Origin of the sequence: Sphingomonas elodea ATCC 31461, assembly GCF_000226955.1 — a bacterium.
In the GTDB taxonomy this organism is placed as follows: domain Bacteria; phylum Pseudomonadota; class Alphaproteobacteria; order Sphingomonadales; family Sphingomonadaceae; genus Sphingomonas; species Sphingomonas elodea.
Map to the genome: position 1 here is coordinate 1 of NZ_AGFU01000061.1, position 16,784 is coordinate 16,784.

A 16,784-nucleotide genomic window follows, 5' to 3' on the forward strand; every position below is an offset into this window, starting at 1 on the left:
CCGCCGGCACGATGCCGTCGATCGCCTCGCGGGCATGGTCCGCCGCCTTGTTGGCGCTGTCGCGCACCCGGATCAGCGTTTCGATCAGATCCGGCGCGGCATCGCTGGTGAAGCTCTTCGCGTGGAGGATCGCGGCGTCGACCGCCTGGCTGAGCGTCGCGGCCTGTTCGGTGGCAGTGATCAGCGTCTCCGCGAGCGCCGCACGCCCCTTGTCGAGGATCGCCTGCTGCCGGGTGACCGCAGCGGCGATGCCCTCCACCGCGTCATGGGTGGATTCGGCGGCGGTGACCAGGCCGAGAAGCTCGAGCTTTGAGGCGGCGATGCGCTTGCGGGTCGCGTCGATCCGGCCGTCCAGCCGCTCGAGCGCACCTGGCATCGTCTCGTCGATCTCGCGTGCGGCGGCATCGAGCGCGGTCAGCAGGTCCTCCGAGGTGGCGATCACCGTGCGTGCCGTGGCCTCGCCGGTCCGCATCGATTGGGTCATGCCGTCCATCGACTGATGAAGACTGTGGATGGCGGTTGCCAGCGCCTCGGTGCGGCGGGTGCCGGCGGCGTGGAGCACCTCAAGCTCGCGATCGAACTCGCTGGCACCTTCGGAAAGCCGGGCGAACAGCGCGTCGCTGCGGCGCTGCTCCTCGCTCAGCCGGGCCGAGATGCGGATGATGGCATCCTCGATCAGGCCCATGCGCTGCGCCATGGCGGTGCTGCTGTCCTCGCCGGCCCGTTCGAGTGCCGCCTGGTTCGTGCCGAGCATCGCGAGCATCGCTTCGCCCTGGGCGGCGATGCTCTGGCGGGACTGGTCGACCGCCGCGGCGGCGCGCTCGAGCACCGCATCGACCTGGGTCGACATCTGGTCGGTGACCTGCTCGAGCCGGCTGCTCGCCGCCTCGCTGGTCGCTTCCATCCGGGCGATATGGGCGGCGAGTCGTTCGGCGGCGCCGCCGGCGAGACGATCCGCCTCGCGCCCGCGCTCGGCCAGCGCGCTTAGCTGGGTATCGAGCGCGGCGGCGGTCTGCCCGGCCTGGAGACCGGCGGCATCGACCCGCTCCGCCAACCCGCGCATCTCGTCATGCGCCTTGGGCAGCGACGCCAGAATCACCGCGACGCTGTGCTCGGCGGCGCCTGCTGCTTCGCTCAGGCGCTGGGTGCTGGTGGTGATCGTCTCCGACTGGCGCTGGGCACCGGCAGCGGCGTGGGCGAGCCGCTCGGCGGCGGCGTCGCTCAGAACCGAAAGACTGGTTTCCTGCTCCGCAAGCGCGGCGCGCTGGGCAAGCAGACGCTCGGTGAGCGCGGCGGTGCGGGCCTCCAGCGCGACGGCGGCCTCCTGCATCGCGCGCGCGGTATCGGCATAGCGGCGCGCCTCGGCATGGCTGGTGCGCACCAATACGAGATAGAGCAGCGCCACCACGCCGCCGGGGACGCACAAGGCGGCAAGCAGCTGGACCCGAACGAGGTCGCTCGTCGTATCCTGCCAGGCCGGTACCGCCAGTGCCGCCATGGCGTAGGTGGCACCCACGCCCGCCAGGATCGCGACCAGCGGCGCGATCCACGCCGTGGGCGAGGCAGCCGGCTCCTCGTCCGCGAACGCAGCATGTGTCGGCGGATCGACAACCAGGCTTTCCGACAGCACAGGCGGTTCGGCGCGCAGCGGTTCGGATGTCGCAGCGGATTCGGCGGTGGATCCCCCAGTCATCCGGCCACTGTACCAGCTTTGCCGCCCGGACCAAGTCGCGAGGAACGAATGGTTAACGTTTCGGTGCTAGGCATGCGGCCATGCTGTACGATCACGCCGTTTTCGATACGAGCCTGGCCACCGCGGTGGAGCAGGATCCTGCGCTGATCGCGGAGCTGCAGCGCGCGTTCCTGGAAAGCATGCGTCGCGCCGCGGACGTCTCGGGCAAGGAAGGCGATGCCGCGCACTGGGCGGGGGCGGCGCTGCACCTGCAACGCCTAGCGGGCAGCTGCGGGATGCCGGGCGTCGACGCCGCCGTTCGACAGACGCTGGACGGGGCGCTGATCGGACGCCGTTCGAGCGTCGACTGATCAGTCGGCTTCGGCCGATTGCGGCTCGAACATGTCGGTATCCCAGTTCCGGACAAAGGCGGAGCCGGTCGGTGCGTCGATCAGATGCACCCAGCTGTCGTCGACATTGAGCACGCTGCCGAGCGAAACGCATTCGACCGGGCGGGCCCCGATCGCTTCATCCTCCAGCCCGCGATAATCGCCACGGATACGCCAGCCGCTATCGGGCTCGTCCGCCCCGATCGGCGGCAGCGGCAGTTCGCGGTAAAGGTAATGGACTGCGGCGCGATCCTCCAGCACGCAGGCGTCGACCAGGCAGCGCGCGCCATAATGGCGGCGGGCGGGGGCGGAGGGCGGCCGCACGGGATGATTGTCGCCCCAGCGCAGGTCGATCACGTCGCCGCGACGAAGGGCGACGGCGCGGCCGGCGCGCAGCTGGGGCATGTCGAGCGGCTCGTTGTCGAGTTCGCCCCAGAGCCGCTCACCCTCCATCCGGGTGACGCGTACCCACATCCGCTCCGCCGCATAGGCGCGGGACACCGGGGTCGACTGGAAGATCAGCTTCACCAGGTCGCCGGGCCGCAGCGCGAGCAGTTCGTTCTCGCTGGGCAGGAAAAAGGTGTAGGGCGCGGCCTCCGCCAGAGGCCGGGGATCGGCGATCGTGTAGCTGCCGAACCAGCGCCGGCGCCAACGGTAGAGCATGTCGCGGATCGTACTCATCGCTTTCGACTCAACTCGCGCATCGCCGCATCGATCCCCGCAATCGTCAGCGGAAACATGCGGTCACGCATTAGCTCGCGGATCATCGTCACCGAGTGCGAATAGCCCCATTGCGCCTCGGGCAGGACGTTGAGCCACACGGTGGCGGGCCAGGTATCGGTCACCCGCTGCAGCCAGATGGCGCCGGCCTCCTCGTTCATATGCTCGATCGATCCGCCGACATGGGTAATCTCATACGGGCTCATCGACGCATCGCCGACGAAGATCACCTTATAGTCCGGGCCGTATTTGTGGAGAATGTCGGCGGTACGGGTACGCTCGGTAAAGCGGCGGCGATTGTCCTTCCACACGCCTTCGTAGAGGCAGTTGTGAAAGTAGAAGAATTCCAGGTTCTTGAACTCGCTGGTCGCCGCCGAGAACAGCTCCTCGCAGAGCTTGACGAACGGGTCCATCGATCCGCCGACATCGAGGAAGAGCAGCAGCTTCACCGCATTGTGCCGCTCGGGGCGCATCTTCACGTCGAGCCAGCCCTGGCGGGCAGTGCCGGCGATCGTGCCGTCGATGTCCAGCTCTTCGGCGGCACCTTCGCGGGCAAAGCGGCGGAGGCGGCGGAGCGCGACCTTGATGTTGCGGGTGCCGAGCTCGCGGGTGGAATCGAGGTTGCGGAAGTCGCGCGCCTCCCACAGCTTCACCGCGCGCTGATGCTTGCCTTCGCCGCCGATCCGCACGCCCTCGGGGTTGTAGCCGCCATTGCCGAAGGGCGAGGTGCCGCCGGTGCCGATCCACTTGCTGCCGCCCTGGTGGCGCTCGTGCTGCTCGGCGAGCCGCTGCTGGAGCGTCTCCATCAGCTTTTCCCACGAACCGAGCGCCTCGACCTGCGCCTTTTCCTCCTCGGTCAGATACTTCTCGGCGATCGCGCGGAGCCATTCGTCGGGAATCTCGGCCGGCGCGACGCCGGTGTTGCTCGCGATCCCCCGAAACACCTTGGCGAAGACCTGGTCGAACCGGTCGAGCAGCCCCTCGTCCTTCACATAGGTGGCGCGGGCGAGGAAATAGAAGGCCTCGGGGGTCGGCTCGATCACCTGGGCGTCGAGCGCCTCGAGCAGCAGCAGATGTTCCTTCAGGCTGGCAGGAATGCCGGCGGCGCGCAGTTCGTCGAGAAAGGCGAGGAACATGCGGCTAATCTACGCCCGGCGCGGAGACAGCGTCCATTACGTTGACCGCCGGAGGTGGGCAGCTCGGCGCATCATTTCTGCCGCCGGGCCATGAAGGCGAGCCGCTCGAACAGCATGACGTCCTGCTCGTTCTTGAGCAACGCGCCGTGGAGCGGCGGGATCGCCTTGGTGGGATCGCGCGACTGGAGCACCTCCAGCGGCATGTCCTCGTGTAGGAGCAGCTTCAACCAGTCGAGCAGCTCGCTGGTCGACGGCTTCTTCTTTAGGCCGGGCACCTCGCGAATCTCGTAGAACAGGTCCATTGCGCGGCTGACCAGCAGCTTCTGGATGCCCGGAAAGTGGACGTCGACGATCGCCTGCATCGTCTCGCGGTCGGGGAACTTGATATAGTGGAAGAAGCAGCGGCGCAGGAACGCGTCGGGCAGTTCCTTCTCGTTGTTCGAGGTGATCACGACGATCGGCCGTTCAACCGCGCGGACATTCTCGCCGGTCTCGTAGACATGGAACTCCATGCGATCGAGTTCCTGGAGCAGATCGTTCGGGAACTCGATATCGGCCTTGTCGATCTCGTCGATCAGCAGCACGGGCAGGACGGGGCTGGTGAACGCCTCCCAGAGCTTGCCCTTGCGGATATAGTTGCCGATGTCGTGCACGCGCGGATCGCCGAGCTGGCCGTCGCGAAGCCGCGCCACCGCGTCATATTCGTACAGGCCCTGCTGCGCCTTGGTCGTCGACTTGACGTTCCATTCGATCAGCGGCGCGTTCACCGCCTTCGCGATTTCCGTCGCCAGCACGGTCTTGCCGGTGCCGGGCTCGCCCTTGACGAGGAGGGGACGCCGCAGCGTGACCGCGGCATTGACCGCGATCTTCAGGTCAGCGGTCGCGACATAGCTCTGGGTGCCTTCGAAGCGCATGACCGCAAGGTGGGCCGAACAGTGGCGGGATGCAACCCATCCCGAGGGGCAGGTCAGCCCCGTCTGCGGGCGCTCGCACGCGCTTCGAGCAGGTCCCACAGCCCGCGATGCTGGGCGAAGACCTGCTGGGCGCCGAACAGCATCGCGCGTTCGTGTGCGGGCTCGCGGGCGAGCGCATCGACAACGCTCACCGTCTCCTCGGGGATGGGCAGACGGGCGGGCAGGGCATCGAGTCCGAAGCTGGTCGCGGCGCGATCGAGCACCGATCGGATCGAGACCCAGTCGATCGCCAGCGCCACCGCCGCGCCGGTTGCGCAGCCCGCGCGATCGGATTGGGCAAGCATGTCTAGCGCGTGGCGCTGCGCGGCGGCGGCGGCCTCGCTCTCCGCATGACCAGGGGTGCTTGGCAGGGGGCCGGCAGCGGCCACCAGCCGCACCAGATAGGCGCGTTCGGCGACGAAGGCCTCGGCCGCGGCTTCAATCCAGTCGCATTCCACCGGGCGGCGGGCATGCGCGGTCGCATAGTCGATCAGGCCAGGATGGCGGCCGTGGAGCCGGGCGATGTGATGCACCGCGTCCGCAAGATCGCGGTGGGGCAGGGCGCCGGCACGCAGCGCGCGCAGATGCGGATGCAGTGCGCTCCCGTCCGTCCCCGCGAGCGCGCCCATCGATCCCCAAGCACCCGAGAAGGGTTCGAGCTGAGCGGTTTCGAAGAGCATGACCTTCTTCCTCTGGGCAGCGCCGTCGGCAGCGGACTGGCAGGAAGACCTTTGCATTCGGGAATATACCGAAGCGCATAGAAAGATGGTTACAGCGAAATTAATCTTGAAAAGAGGCTGTTTTCATCCTCGTAACGATATCTCAAAGAAAAACGGCCCCGGCAGGTGCCGGAGCCGTCTTCCGTCTGGATAGGTCGCGCGCGCTTACTGGTCGAGGAAGCTGCGCATCTTGCGGCTGCGGCTCGGGTGCTTCAGCTTGCGCAGCGCCTTCGCCTCGATCTGGCGGATACGTTCGCGCGTCACCGAGAATTGCTGGCCGACTTCTTCCAGCGTATGATCGGTGTTCATGCCGATGCCGAAGCGCATGCGCAGCACCCGCTCCTCGCGCGGGGTGAGGCTCGCCAGGACGCGGGTGACCGTTTCCTTGAGGTTCGCCTGGATCGCCGCGTCCACGGGAATGATCGCGTTCTTGTCCTCGATGAAGTCGCCCAGGTGGCTGTCTTCCTCGTCGCCGATCGGCGTTTCGAGGGAGATCGGCTCCTTCGCGATCTTCATCACCTTGCGCACCTTTTCGAGCGGCATGCTCAGGCGCTCGGCCATTTCCTCGGGCGTGGGCTCGCGGCCCTGCTCGTGGAGGAACTGGCGGCTGGTGCGGACCAGCTTGTTGATCGTCTCGATCATGTGCACCGGAATACGGATGGTGCGGGCCTGATCGGCGATCGAGCGGGTGATCGCCTGACGGATCCACCAGGTCGCATAGGTGCTGAACTTGTAGCCGCGGCGATATTCGAACTTATCCACCGCCTTCATCAGGCCGATATTGCCCTCCTGGATGAGGTCCAGGAACTGCAGGCCGCGATTGGTGTACTTCTTGGCGATCGAGATCACGAGGCGGAGATTGGCCTCGACCATCTCCTTCTTCGCGATACGCGCCTCGCGCTCGCCCTTCTGCACCATGTTGACGATGCGGCGGAACTCGGTGAGCGTCATGCCCGTCTGTTGGGCGATCTCGCTCATCTCGGTGCGGATGCGATCGACCGAGCTGCTCTCGTTCTCGACGAAGTTCTTCCACTTCTTGTCGATGCCGACGACCGACGGCAGCCAGTTCTCGTCCAGCTCGTGATCGACATAGCGATCGAGGAAGTCCTTGCGGCTGACCTTGTGGCGCTCGGCGAGACGCAGCATCTGGCCGCCCAGTGCCGTCAGGCGCCGGTTGAAGCTGTAGAGCTGGTCGACGAGATATTCGATCTTCGCCTGGTGGAACTGGACGCTCTCCACCTCGGCGGTGAGTTCCTCGCGGAGCTTGTTGTACTTCTTTTCCTCGGCGGCCGGGAAGTCCTCGCCGGCCGACATGGTGTCGAGCCGCTGCTGCTGGACCTTGCTGAACTTCTTGTAGATCGCGGTGATGTTGGCGAACTTCTCGAGCGCCTGGGGCTTGAGCTGCTCTTCCATCTGGGCGAGCGAGAGGGTGTTGTCCTCCTCTTCGTCGTCCGAGGGGCGGCGGGCGCGGCGTTCGGTCAGCTCGTCATCCTCGTCGGACGCTACTTCCTCGGGCTCTTCCTCTTCCTTGAAGCTCGGGCCGGTGCTCGATTCGCTGATCTCGCCATTGTCGTCCTCGGCGCCCTCGACCTGTTCGGCCGACGGACCCTTGGAGAGCATGGCATCGAGATCGAGGATCTCGCGCAGCTGCATCGTGCCTTCGTTGAGCGCGGTCGACCAGCCGATGATCGCGTTGAAGGTGATCGGCGACTCGCAAAGCCCCAGGATCATCGTGTCGCGGCCGGCTTCGATGCGCTTGGCGATCGCGATTTCGCCCTCGCGGCTGAGCAGCTCCACGGCGCCCATCTCGCGCAGGTACATGCGCACCGGATCGTCGGTGCGATCGACGGTTTCCTTCTTCTTCGCAATCTCGAAGGCGGGCGCCGAATCGTCGCTGCTGTCCGCGGTTTCGGCGTCGTCGGCCGAATCGTCCTCGGACTCGGCGTCCTCGCCGGCGTCTTCGTTCTCGACGACGTTGATGCCCATGTCGTTGAGCGCGGCCATCACGTCCTCGATCTGCTCCGAGGACATCTGGTCCTGCGGCAGCATCTCGTTGAGCTGGTCGACGGTGATGTAGCCGCGCTTTTTCGCACGCGCGACCAGCTTCTTGATCGAACCTTCGTTCAGATCGATCAGCGGCGCGTCACTCGTGTCGCTCGTGTCGGTGACGTCTGCCATGTTCGCCTTCGCCATCAAATCCCTCGAAACTCAGATGGCGGCAATTTTACACCGCCTCTATTCCTCAAATTCGCCGTCTTCCGCAAGCATCAGATTGGCAAGCCGATCCAAAAGCTCCTGCCGTTGCCGCGAAAGCGCCACCTGGCGGGCGAACGCTTCCTCGGTCCCGTCGCGCATCAGGGCGGCGGTCGCCTCGGCGAGCGCCACATCGACGGCGGGCTGTGCCGCCATCACCGCGATCGCCTCGCCCAGATCCTCGCGCGCCTTCGCCACGTCGGCCGCGGGCCGCGTGAAGGAGAAGGGGAGCGTATCTGCGCGAAGCAACTCGCTTGCCACTGAATCGAAACCGGACCGGGCCAATATGGTGAGGAAATCCTCGCTATCAAGTTGACGCAGGCCGGGATTGGTAAGGGCGACCTCGACAACGGCTTCGAATAGCCGGCCGAGCGCGCCCGAGGCACTCCGCAGACTCCCCAGTATCTCCATGTGGCGGGCGATCTCGACCGGATGGCGGATCAGCCCGGCGAGCACCGCGCGTGCCAATATGGGATCGAGCCCGCTCGCCTGCACGCCCTTGATCAGATGCGAGGGCGGGGCTTCGGGCGGCTGCCAGCCGCCGCGGGCGTTGCGGGTGCCGCGTGGCTGCTGGCGGGCAGGGGCGGCCCCGCGCTGGTCCTTGCGGAACTCGCGCGGACCGCGGCCGAACTGCAGATCGGCACGCGCACGAAATTCGGCGATATACTCGTGCTTTACGTTCGGATCCTGAATCTGTTCGGCAAGTTCCGTCAGGCGGCGCTTGAGGCCCGCGCGCTGCTCGGGCGTGTCGAGCGGGCCTGCCGCAACCTCGCTTGCCCATAGCCGATCGACCAGCGGCTCGGGCTTGGCCAGCAGGGCCTCGAACGCGGCCGGGCCCTGCGCGCGGACCAGATCGTCCGGATCGAGCCCCTGGGGCAGCGTCACGAAGGCCAGGCTGCGGCCCGGGGCGAGCATCGGCAGCGCGCGGTGGGCGGCGCGGAGTGCGGCCTTCTGCCCGGCCGAATCGCCGTCGAAACAGAGCAGGGGCACTTCGGACAATCGCCACAGCCGCTCCAGCTGGTGTTCTGTCAGCGCGGTGCCGAGCGGCGCGACGACCTCGCCGAACCCGGCCTGGGCGAGCGCGATCACGTCCATATAGCCCTCTACCGCGATCACCCGGTCGGCCTTGCGCGCGGCGGCCTGGGCGCGATCGAGATTGTAGAGCGTGCGGCCCTTGTCGAAGAGCGGTGTTTCAGGCGAATTGAGGTACTTGGGCTCGCCTTCTCCGATGATTCTTCCGCCGAACGCGATGGTGCGCCCGCGCACGTCGCGGATCGGGATCATCAGCCGGCCGCGGAACCGATCATAGGGCTCCTTGCCCTCGACCGCGATCAGCATGCCGGATTCGACCAGCATCGCGTCGCCATACGCCTTCAGCGCTTCCTTGAGCTTGCCGCGCGAATCGGGCGCGAAGCCGAGGCCGAAGGCACGGGCGGTCTCCGCCGTGATCCCGCGGCGCTGGAGCACGGCGCGCGCCTCGGCGCCCTCGATGCCGTTCAGCCGATCGGTGAACCAGGTCGCGGCGTCGCCCATCAGCTCGTGCAGGCCCTTGGCACGTTCGGCCTTTTCGGCGGCGCGGCGGTCCTGCTCGGGCATGTCGAGCCCGGCGGCCTGGGCCAGTTCCTTCACCGCATCGATGAACGGCAGGCCGCGCTGGTCGGTCATCCAGCGGATCGCATCGCCGTGCGCGCCGCAGCCGAAGCAATGGTAGAAGCCCTTGTCATCGTTGACGTAGAAGCTGGGGGTCTTCTCGTTATGGAACGGACAGCAGGCGCGGAACTCCTTGCCGGCGCGCTGCAGCTTCACCGACTTGGCGATCAGCGTGGACAGCGTGGTGCGGGCGCGGAGCTCGTCGAGAAAGGCGGGGGTGAGGGACATGGGGCTATTTGCTCCCCCTCCCGCGAGCGGGAGGGGGCTGGGGGGTGGGCCCCCGCTCCATACTGGGCGAGGCAGCCGTAAGGATTGCCTGCAACACGCCCTCCATGTTCGACGTTAAGTCATTATTCCAAAAGCGAAGTACACGGTAGCCTTCAGCCTCGATCCGCCGCGTGCGCTCGGCATCGGCGGCGCTCATCTCGATATGCTGGCTACCGTCCAATTCCACGACGAGCTTCGCCTTGCGGCACGCAAAGTCCGCGAAATGCCCGGCGATCGGCATTTGCCGGCCGAACTTCAGCCCGGCCAGCTGCGACTTCCGTAGCTTCGACCACAGCAGCTCTTCCGCTGCCGTCGGATCGTTCCGCAGTTCGCGCGCCCGCTCGGTCGGCCTGTCCAGCCGGAAGCGGGGGCCCACCCCCCCCGGGCCCCCTCCCGCCTGCGGGAGGGGGAGCGCAGAGCGGTCCCCGTCGTCCATTTACGACAGCGCCGCCTTCACCAGCGCGCTGGCCTTGCTCATGTCGAGCTGCGCCGCATGGCGCGCCTTCAGCTCGGCCATCACCCGGCCCATGTCCTTCATGCCCGACGCGCCCAGCTCGGCCTTGATCGCCTCGATCGCTGCCGCCGTATCGGCTTCGCTCATCTGCGTCGGCAGGAAGCGCTCGATCACCACCACTTCGGCGGCTTCCGCGTCGGCGAGTTCCTGGCGGTTGCCCTTCACGTACATCTCGATCGATTCGCGGCGCTGCTTGACCATCTTCTGCAGCACCTCGACGACCAGCACGTCGTCGTCCGCCGGCGCGCCGCCGGTGCGGGCTTCGATGTCGCGGTTCTTGATCGCGCTCTGGATCAGGCGGATGGTCGCGGTGGTTTCCTTGTCGCCGCCCTTCATGGCGGTCACCAGCGCAGCCTTGATGTCGTCGCGAATCATTCGTGGTCTCTCGATCTTGTCCGGGAAAGCGCGGAGACATAGCTGATCCCCGCAAAACTTAACAGATTGACGCACCCGCCCATGGGGTCTAGCGGGCGGCCCTTAGCAACATCGCAAACCCAAAGCAGGAGTGCCCGCCCCAAATGGCCGACGCCAAACCCTTGTCCATGCCCGTTGGAGCCACGGGCGTTCTGGTTCTGGCGAGCGGCGAGATATTGTGGGGTCGAGGATTCGGTGCCGAAGGCGATGCCGTCGGCGAGGTGTGCTTCCACACCGCGATGACCGGCTATCAGGAGATCATGACCGACCCGAGCTTCGCCGGTCAGATCATCAATTTCACCTTCCCGCATATCGGCAATGTCGGCGCCAACCCCGACGACATCGAGGCCGACGATCCCCATGCGCTGGGCATGATCGTCCGCCAGGACGTGACCGAGCCGTCGAACTTCCGCAGCACCGAGCATCTCGATGCCTGGATGGCGAAGCACAAGCGGATCGGCCTGTCGGGCATCGACACCCGCGCGCTCACCCGCCGCATCCGGCTGGGCGGCGCGCCGAACGGCGTGATCGCGCACTCGAAGTCCGGCAATTTCGACCTCGACGCGCTGCTGGAGAAGGCGCGCGGCTGGCCGGGGCTGGAGGGCATGGACCTCGCGATCACCGTGTCGTGCGAGACGCATTTCGGCTGGGAAGGCGGCGTGTGGAAGCTCGGCGCCGGCTATGACACCAGCCGCGGCGAGAGCAAGCGCCCGCAGGTCGTCGCGATCGACTATGGCTCGAAGCGCAACATCTTCCGCAATCTGGTGCAGGCCGGCGCGGACGTGACCGTGCTGCCCGCCACCGCGACCTTCGAGCAGGTGATGGCGTTCAATCCGGACGGCTTCTTCCTCTCGAACGGCCCGGGCGATCCGGCGGCGACCGGCGAATATGCCGTGCCGGTGATCCGCCAGCTGCTCGAGACCGGCAAGCCGCTGTTCGGCATCTGCCTCGGCCACCAGCTGCTCGGCCTCGCGGTGGGGGCGCAGACCACCAAGATGTTCCAGGGCCATCGCGGCGCCAACCATCCGGTCAAGCGGCTGGAAGACGGCGCGGTGGAGATCACCAGCATGAACCACGGCTTCGCCGTCGAGCGCGAGAGCCTGCCGGCCAATGCCCGCGAGACGCATGTGTCGCTGTTCGACGGCTCCAATGCCGGCATCGAACTCACCGACCGCCCGGCGTTCAGCGTGCAATACCACCCCGAAGCCAGCCCGGGCCCGCAGGACAGCCTCTATCTGTTCGAGCGGTTCGTGGGGATGATGGCGTGAAGGAACTATCGGGTCATTTTGCCGGGATTACGAACCGGTTAAAGACCAGTAGCGCGGTTGTGCCTGCAATTCTTTTTCTGAGCCTCTGCGCGTTATTGGGGTTTTCTGGTTTAAGGTACGCTCCGCCGCAGTATGCGACACTATTTGTTTTAGTGATCGCGGTGGGCGTGTTTGTTCCAGCCTTTCAAATAATATTTTTTACCTTTGTGGATCGAGATAGGTTGCATAATGAGGAGCATCTAGAGCGCAAGATCATGCTTGCACACATGAAGCCTGAAATAGGAGATTCTTCTAGTGTTAAGCAGATTCCGGCCGAGATGACCTCGAACTTGACAATCAATCACGCTGCTTCGGCAGGTGGCGATGTATAAAACCTATATGCTTAGCTACGATCCGCTGATGACGGATCCCGCGCCGCACAGGCTTGTAGAGTTTGTTCGGTCTAACTCGCTAACCTATCAATATTTGAACCTTTTCGCAGGGACGATATACATAAAATCGTCGGCTGGCATGGATCAATTATTGAACAGTATTCAGCCATTTATAAATCCAAATAGCTTTGTAATTACTCCGGTTTCATCTGAGGCTATTAATGGGTTTCTTCCGCAGGTATATTGGAACTGGATTAATGATCAAAATCCAACCCCTCTACTGGGGCAATCATAATGCCTAAGCGCACCGACATCTCCTCCATCCTCGTCATCGGCGCGGGGCCGATCGTTATCGGTCAGGCGTGCGAGTTCGATTATTCGGGCACGCAGGCGATCAAGGCCCTGAAGGAAGAGGGCTATCGCATCGTCCTGGTCAATTCGAACCCGGCGACGATCATGACCGATCCCGAGCTGGCCGACGCGACCTATATCGAGCCGATCACGCCCGCGGTCGTCGCCAAGATCATCGAGAAGGAGCGGCCCGACGCCGTCCTGCCGACGATGGGTGGCCAGACCGCGCTCAACACCGCGCTCGCGCTGTTCCGCGACGGCACGCTGGAGAAGTTCGGCGTGACGATGATCGGCGCCGATGCCGATGCGATCGACAAGGCCGAGGACCGGCTGAAGTTCAAGGACGCGATGACCAAGATCGGGCTCGAAAGCGCCCGCTCGGCGATCGCGCATACCGAGGCCGAGGCGCTGACCGCGCTAGACTATGTCGGCCTGCCCGCGATCATCCGCCCCAGCTTCACCATGGGCGGCTCGGGCGGCGGCATCGCGTACAACCGCGAGGAATTCATCGCGATCGTGCGCTCGGGGCTCGACCTGTCGCCGACCACCGAGGTGCTGATCGAGGAATCGCTGCTCGGCTGGAAGGAATATGAGATGGAGGTCGTCCGGGATCGGAACGACAATGCCATCATCGTCTGCTCGATCGAGAATATCGATCCGATGGGCACGCACACCGGCGATTCGATCACCGTCGCACCGGCGCTGACGCTGACCGACAAGGAATACCAGATCATGCGCAGCGCATCGATCGCGTGTCTCCGGGAGATCGGCGTCGAGACCGGCGGTTCCAACGTGCAGTTCGCGGTCAATCCGAAGGACGGCCGCCTGATCGTGATCGAAATGAACCCGCGCGTCAGCCGCTCCTCGGCGCTGGCGTCCAAGGCCACCGGCTTCCCGATCGCCAAGGTCGCGGCCAAGCTCGCGGTTGGCTATACGCTCGACGAGATCGACAACGACATCACCGGCGCGACCCCCGCGAGCTTCGAGCCGACGATCGACTACGTCGTCACCAAGATCCCGCGCTTCGCCTTCGAGAAGTTCAAGGGCGCCGAGGCGGTGCTGGGCACGGCGATGAAGTCGGTCGGCGAAGTGATGGCGATCGGCCGCTCGATCCACGAATCGATCCAGAAGGCGCTGCGCGGGCTGGAAACCGGCCTCAGCGGCTTCAACGATGTCGACCGGCTGGTCGGCGCGCCGCGCGACGTGATCGAGGCGGCGCTGACCGTGCGCTCGCCCGACCGGCTGCTGATCGCGGCGCAGGCGATGCGCGAAGGCTTCAGCGTCAAGGAGGTCCAGCGCTTCACCAGCTACGACCCCTGGTTCCTTCAGCGGATCGCCGAGATCCTCGACGCCGAGAAGGATGTCGCGACCAACGGCCTGCCGCAGGACGCGGTGGGCATGCGCCGCCTCAAGGCGATGGGCTTCAGCGACAAAAGGCTGGCCTATCTGGCGCTCAAGTCGGTCAATCTCCGCGCGGGCAGCGAGGCGATGGCGCGTAGCTCGGGCCTGATCGGCGAGATCGCCAACGCCATCTCGGGCGGGGTGACCGAGGCCGAGGTGCGCAAGCTGCGCCACCGGCTGGGCGTGCGCCCCGTGTTCAAGCGGATCGACACCTGCGCCGCCGAGTTCGAGGCGAAGACGCCGTACATGTACTCGACCTATGAGGCGCCGAGCTTCGGCGAACCCGAGAACGAGGCCGAGCCGAGCGACCGCCGCAAGATCGTGATCCTGGGCGGCGGGCCGAACCGGATCGGGCAGGGCATCGAGTTCGACTATTGCTGCTGCCACGCCTGCTTCGCGCTGGCCGATGCGGGCTATGAGACGATCATGGTCAACTGCAATCCCGAAACGGTGAGCACCGACTATGACACCTCGGACCGGCTCTATTTCGAGCCGCTGACCGCCGAGGACGTGCTCGAGATCCTCGAGGTCGAGAAGTCGAAGGGCGAGCTGGTCGGCGTGATCGTCCAGTTCGGCGGCCAGACCCCGCTCAACCTCGCCAAGGCGCTGGAGGATGCGGGCATCCCGATCCTCGGCACCAGCCCCGATGCGATCGACCTGGCCGAGGACCGCGAGCGCTTCGCCGATCTGGTCGCCAAGCTGGGCCTCAAGCAGCCGATGAACGGCATCGCCCGCAGCCGTGACGAGGCGGTGCGCGTGGCCGAGCGGATCGGCTATCCGGTGCTGATGCGGCCGAGCTATGTGCTCGGCGGCCGGGCGATGGAGATCGTCGACAGCCTCCAGCAGCTCGACGACTATATCCAGACCGCGGTGCAGGTCTCGGGCGACTCGCCGGTGCTGATCGACCAGTATCTGCGCGACGCGATCGAGGTGGACGTGGACGCGATCGCCGACGGGACCGACGTCGTCGTGGCGGGCGTGCTCCAGCATATCGAGGAAGCCGGCGTCCATTCGGGCGACAGCGCCTGCTCGATCCCGCCCTACAGCCTGCCCGCCGAGATCATCGCCGAGATCGAGCGCCAGACCGTGGCGCTGGCGCGCGCGCTCAAGGTCAAGGGGCTGATGAACATCCAGTTCGCGGTCAAGGACGGCGAGGTCTATCTGATCGAGGTCAACCCGCGCGCCAGCCGCACGGTGCCGTTCGTCGCCAAGGCGATCGGCGCGCCGATCGCCAAGATCGCCAGCCGGGTGATGGCGGGCGAGAAGCTGGCCAACCTGCCGAAGATCGACCGCGACATCGACTATATCGCGGTGAAGGAAGCGGTGTTCCCCTGGGCGCGCTTCCCCGGCGTCGATCCGGTGCTGTCGCCCGAGATGAAGTCGACCGGCGAGGTGATGGGCATCGACAAGGACTTCGCGACCGCCTTCGCCAAGTCGCAGCTCGGCGCCGGCACGGTGCTGCCGCAGGGCGGCACGGTGTTCGTCAGCGTCAAGCAGGGCGACAAGGCGGTGGTGTTGCCGGGGGTGAAGATCCTCGCCGATCTCGGCTTCAAGATCATCGCGACCAGCGGCACGGCGGAGTTCCTCGCCGCCGAGGGGATCGCGGTGGAGACGGTGAACAAGGTGGCCCAGGGCCGCCCGCACATCGTCGACCGCATCCAGGACGGCGACGTCGCGCTGATCTTCAACACCACCGAGGGCTGGCAGTCGCTCAAGGACTCGATGAGCATCCGCGCCTCGGCGCTGGCGCAGAAGGTGCCGTATTTCACCACGGCACCGGGCAGCGTCGCGGCAGCGCGGGCGATCGCGGCGATGCGTGCGCAGGCGTTCGAGGTGCAGCCGATCCAAGCGTATTTCGCCACGCGGGGGTGAGGGGCCTCACTTAAGCCCCTCCCCTTCAGGCGCATCAGGTCGGCGCTGCTCCCAGCAGCGCCTGAACAGCGCGGGGCGCTGTTCACCTGATGCGGGGTTTGGGGTGGGGCAGGGTCTCACCGAGACCAACCAATGGTCTGGAATCCCTCCACCCCAACCCCTCCTCCGAGGAGGAGGGGCTAAAGGTTCGGCGAAGAACCAAATCTTGCGTTTTCCTCCCCCCGCCTTGATGTTTTTCGCCCTGCATCTTACTATTTGCGTTCGCACGATGGATTTCCCCAACCGATGTAAGTGTGCGGACGTCGTTTTCGGGCGACGGTCGGTACCGGGGGTGTATTGAAGGACAAGGGCGTTATGGCGACCGTCGAGAAGATGCCGATGCTGGCGGAAGGCTATCAGAAGCTCAGCGAGGAGCTGAAGCGGCTGAAGGCCGAGCGGCCGTTGATCGTGGACGCGATCGAGGAAGCCCGCGCGCATGGCGACCTCTCCGAAAACGCCGAATATCATGCCGCCAAGGAGCGGCAGGGCCAGGTCGAGGCGACCATCGCCGACATCGAGGACAAGTTGAGCCGCGCCCAGATCATCGATCCACGCGAGCTTTCGGGCGACAAGGTCGTGTTCGGTGCGACGGTGACGTTGCTCGACGAGGACGACAAGCCGGTCACCTACCAGATCGTCGGCCAGACCGAGGCGGATGCCAGCAAGGGCCGCATCTCGTACAATTCGCCGATCGGCCGCGCGCTGATCGGCCGCAAGGTCGACGAAGAGGTCGAGGTGTCGGTGCCGGCGGGCGACCGCTATTACCTCGTCTCCAAGGTCGAGTTCATCTGAGCC

General features: G+C 65.7%; 14 protein-coding genes. 5 read left to right on the forward strand and 9 right to left on the reverse strand.

Annotated elements, in window-relative coordinates; genetic code table 11:
• Nucleotides 1–1,693, reverse strand: a 1,693-nt coding sequence (locus KK7_RS20910) for a coiled-coil domain-containing protein (protein WP_010545533.1), incomplete at its 3' end; no start/stop codon positions are given.
• 80 nt (nucleotides 1,694–1,773) lie between these two features.
• Between KK7_RS20910 and KK7_RS20915 the strand changes: the two genes are divergently transcribed.
• A complete protein-coding gene (locus KK7_RS20915) occupies nucleotides 1,774–2,043 on the forward strand; it encodes a hypothetical protein (protein WP_010545534.1) in 270 nt (89 codons plus the stop codon).
• Here KK7_RS20915 and KK7_RS0115350 read toward each other — a convergent pair whose 3' ends face one another.
• The 8 genes from KK7_RS0115350 to KK7_RS0115385 all read right to left on the reverse strand — a co-directional run bounded on the left by KK7_RS0115350 (nucleotide 2,044) and on the right by KK7_RS0115385 (nucleotide 10,648).
• Nucleotides 2,044–2,742 carry an immunity protein Imm33 domain-containing protein gene (locus KK7_RS0115350; RefSeq protein WP_010545535.1) on the reverse strand — a complete coding sequence of 233 codons (699 nt, stop codon included), beginning with the start codon at nucleotides 2,740–2,742 and terminating at the stop codon, nucleotides 2,044–2,046. It abuts the gene before it with no gap.
• On the reverse strand, nucleotides 2,739–3,917 hold the full coding sequence (locus KK7_RS0115355; RefSeq protein WP_010545536.1) for a vWA domain-containing protein: 1,179 nt from the start codon (nucleotides 3,915–3,917) through the stop codon (nucleotides 2,739–2,741). The genes KK7_RS0115350 and KK7_RS0115355 overlap by 4 nt, the downstream gene beginning before the upstream one ends.
• Nucleotides 3,918–3,988: 71 nt before the next feature.
• Complete coding sequence (locus tag KK7_RS0115360) at nucleotides 3,989–4,831, reverse strand: AAA family ATPase (RefSeq protein WP_010545537.1); 843 nt, start codon at nucleotides 4,829–4,831, stop codon at nucleotides 3,989–3,991.
• A gap of 53 nt (nucleotides 4,832–4,884) precedes the next feature.
• Nucleotides 4,885–5,550 carry a DUF6975 family protein gene (locus KK7_RS0115365; RefSeq protein ID WP_010545538.1) on the reverse strand — a complete coding sequence of 222 codons (666 nt, stop codon included), beginning with the start codon at nucleotides 5,548–5,550 and terminating at the stop codon, nucleotides 4,885–4,887.
• A gap of 204 nt (nucleotides 5,551–5,754) precedes the next feature.
• Nucleotides 5,755–7,782 (reverse strand): RNA polymerase sigma factor RpoD, encoded by a 2,028-nt coding sequence (gene rpoD, locus KK7_RS0115370; RefSeq protein ID WP_010545539.1) that lies wholly within the window; start codon nucleotides 7,780–7,782, stop codon nucleotides 5,755–5,757.
• A gap of 42 nt (nucleotides 7,783–7,824) precedes the next feature.
• Entirely contained in the window at nucleotides 7,825–9,720 is a 1,896-nt protein-coding gene (gene dnaG / locus KK7_RS0115375) for a DNA primase (RefSeq protein WP_010545540.1), read from the reverse strand.
• Nucleotides 9,721–9,724: 4 nt separating this feature from the next.
• The gene (locus KK7_RS0115380; RefSeq protein WP_051121368.1) at nucleotides 9,725–10,135 is read right to left on the reverse strand and encodes an endonuclease domain-containing protein; all 411 of its coding nucleotides are present in this window, start codon (nucleotides 10,133–10,135) and stop codon (nucleotides 9,725–9,727) included.
• Between the two features lie 60 nt (nucleotides 10,136–10,195).
• Nucleotides 10,196–10,648, reverse strand: a complete 453-nt coding sequence (locus KK7_RS0115385; RefSeq protein ID WP_010545542.1) for a GatB/YqeY domain-containing protein — start codon at nucleotides 10,646–10,648, stop codon at nucleotides 10,196–10,198.
• A 143-nt stretch (nucleotides 10,649–10,791) separates the two neighbouring features.
• Here KK7_RS0115385 and carA point away from each other — a divergent pair, with 143 nt between their 5' ends.
• The 4 genes from carA (at nucleotide 10,792) to greA (ending at nucleotide 16,781) form a co-directional block, all read left to right on the forward strand.
• Nucleotides 10,792–11,955, forward strand: a complete 1,164-nt coding sequence (gene carA / locus KK7_RS0115390; protein ID WP_010545543.1) for a glutamine-hydrolyzing carbamoyl-phosphate synthase small subunit — start codon at nucleotides 10,792–10,794, stop codon at nucleotides 11,953–11,955.
• Nucleotides 11,952–12,326 (forward strand): hypothetical protein, encoded by a 375-nt coding sequence (locus KK7_RS22695; protein WP_138983981.1) that lies wholly within the window; start codon nucleotides 11,952–11,954, stop codon nucleotides 12,324–12,326. The genes carA and KK7_RS22695 overlap by 4 nt, the downstream gene beginning before the upstream one ends.
• A 294-nt stretch (nucleotides 12,327–12,620) precedes the next feature.
• Entirely contained in the window at nucleotides 12,621–15,950 is a 3,330-nt protein-coding gene (carB, locus tag KK7_RS0115395; protein ID WP_010545544.1) for a carbamoyl-phosphate synthase large subunit, read from the forward strand.
• 354 nt (nucleotides 15,951–16,304) lie between these two features.
• Nucleotides 16,305–16,781, forward strand: coding sequence for a transcription elongation factor GreA (greA, locus tag KK7_RS0115400; RefSeq protein ID WP_010545545.1), 477 nt, complete (start codon nucleotides 16,305–16,307; stop codon nucleotides 16,779–16,781).
• The last annotated feature ends 3 nt before the right edge of the window (nucleotides 16,782–16,784 follow it).